This window comes from Micromonospora sp. NPDC047521 (assembly GCF_055587305.1).
This window is the reverse complement of sequence record NZ_JBVJGN010000035.1, coordinates 1-2,078: the sequence shown is the minus strand read 5'-3', so window position 1 is coordinate 2,078 and position 2,078 is coordinate 1. Positions and strand designations below refer to the sequence as shown.

The window sequence follows — 2,078 nt, the reverse complement described above, 5'->3', positions numbered from 1 at the left end:
ATGCCACCTCGGCGTCATCCTGCGCTGGGCCCGTCATGCCCCGAGGATCGCATCCGGCTGCGAACCACGCTCGGAGTTACGAGACGTCTCTTAGTGGATCGCGACAGGGCATTTTCGGGCGTGGGTGGAGGAGTTCGTCGTCGTCCAAGGACTCGATGATGCCGCGCTGACCTTCCTGCTCATGGCCGACGCGCACCACTCGGGGCCGATGGACAACTTCTTCGCGACCGTCTGTCAGACGTTCGACCTGTCCGTGCCGCCGGAGCATTTGTGGGGGCAGTTGTCGGCGTACGGCTTCGAGTGCAGAGCAGGGTACGCCACCGAGTACACGGCAGCTATCGACACCTACGAGTGCCGCTGCGGCGCGCGGCCGAGCTTACTCTGCAACGATCAACTACAGTCAGTTATATTGGTCGACCCGGCGGCGTCCGGATCTGCCGATGTGCGTGGGTCGGGGTAACGGTCAGCCAGCTCTTGTCTCGTCTTACCGGCAGCTCGGTATGCCGCGGCAAGCTGCTTTGTCCGCGCATTGGGAGCCCGCGACTCCGGTTCCGTGTGGCGGCGATTAGGCATGCCCGCCGACATCGCTTGCAGCTAGACCGCCTCGTCAACATCGACGCACCTTGCACCGCTGGGCCGGCGCCGACCAACCGCCACGGCTCGAAATGCTCGATGTGCCGCCGTCTGCGTGATCCACCGAATCGGCGTACGTCAGCCGGGCGATGCGACGGTCGCGTCGCGGCGGCCGGCGCGGTCCAGGGACGAGGCGACGAACCCGCTGGCCTTAAGCTGTTCAACGAAATCGTGCAGATAGGCGACGGTCTGTTCGCGGCGCGATCGGGTGGTGCCCACCGCCTGTCGGATCTTCATAAAGTGTGGCTCAAGCAGGCGAATGCCACCCTGGGCGGCGGCAAAGTCGGCAAGCGGCTGGCGGATGCCGGCTGCGACATCGAGCTGCTGCTCGGTGAACACCGTGGTCCCCTCGATGCCGCGTACCACCTCCGCATGCTTGAGGGTGCGGGAGAGGTGCAGATCGTAGGCAGATCCCGCCTTGACCCCGACGCGGACGCCAGAGTGGTCTACGTCGGCGGCCGAGAGGAGGGGTGACGCCTCGGGGACTGCGAAGGCTCCCTCGATGACCGCGTAGGGAGCGGTGAAGGCGACGCTCTCCTTCCGCGCTGGGTCGATGGCCAGGAAGCAGATGTCGGCCTGGTCCTGCTCCATCGCCGCGAATGACTCGCGGGCTGCTCCGAAGCAGAGCAGCTCGACCGGGATTCCGAGCCTGGCGGCCAGTTCACGAGCGATGTCCACCGTGACGCCACTAGGGGACCCCGGCGTGCCCTGGGCGAGGACGGGGTTGCCGAGGTTAATCGAGGCTCGCAGCGTACCGGTGGGAGCGAGATCGCTGATGATGTCCATGCGACGTATTGTGCCCGTCACTCCGCCGACAACATGGCCTCGGCCCGTCGAGGCGAGGCCGCCTGCCGCCATGGCCCTACTGGAACGCGCTCTACTGCCGAGATTCGGGCGACGGCCCACGTCCACCGGTCACTCGTCCACCGGTTACTCATCGTGACTATCGGACGTGCGTCGCCGGGGCGACCGGCGCCGCAGGATCCCCAGCGCCACTCGCCCAGACCCCTGCACATTTGGCGTACCTGGCTCTGCACCGGAATCCGTACGCCGACAGCAGTACCGCCGCCGGATGCCTGACCTGGCGTCGTGTCACCCGGACGATCAAGATGCGTTGAAGCGACTACGTCGTGCAGGCTGGCGGGTCGGTATCGTCAGGTCACGTCCGCGCTGGGGGTGAAAGAGGCGGCCATCGCTGGATCCGGTTTGATGTTAGGCGGCGATTGGGGTCGGGTTGGTCGTTGGTGTGTTGGTTGTGCGTGACGGTGACGAGGCGGGCTTTGGCGAGGAGTTCCATGCCCATGTAGCGGCGTCCTTCGGTCCATTCGTCGGTTTGCTCGGCGAGGACCGCGCGGGTCTGTCAAACGAACGGTGTAACTCGGGTTGTTGACGGCTACTTGCGGCCTGCGGACAGGCGTCCTTCGAAGGCGATGTCGAAGGCGTTC

At 65.7% G+C, this 2,078-nt stretch carries 2 protein-coding genes and 1 pseudogene; 1 reads left to right on the top strand and 2 read right to left on the bottom strand.

Features of this window, described 5'->3' with window-relative positions:
* Positions 1–124: 124 nt before the first annotated feature.
* On the top strand, positions 125–460 hold the full coding sequence (locus ACZ6N8_RS31165; RefSeq protein WP_466014639.1) for a hypothetical protein: 336 nt from the start codon (positions 125–127) through the stop codon (positions 458–460).
* A 251-nt stretch (positions 461–711) separates the two neighbouring features.
* Here the strand turns inward: ACZ6N8_RS31165 and ACZ6N8_RS31160 are convergent, their stop codons facing one another.
* Positions 712–1,419 (bottom strand): transporter substrate-binding domain-containing protein, encoded by a 708-nt coding sequence (locus ACZ6N8_RS31160; protein ID WP_466014637.1) that lies wholly within the window; start codon positions 1,417–1,419, stop codon positions 712–714.
* Positions 1,420–1,792: 373 nt separating this feature from the next.
* Positions 1,793–1,984 (bottom strand): annotated as a pseudogene (locus ACZ6N8_RS31155) (hypothetical protein); the annotation flags it as partial.
* Positions 1,985–2,078: the final 94 nt, after the last annotated feature.

Bases quoted from the DNA above. Each gene is read 5' to 3' on its own strand.
- ACZ6N8_RS31160 (WP_466014637.1), bottom strand. From the start codon at position 1,419: ATGGACATCATCAGCGATCTCGCTCCCACCGGTACGCTGCGAGCCTCG.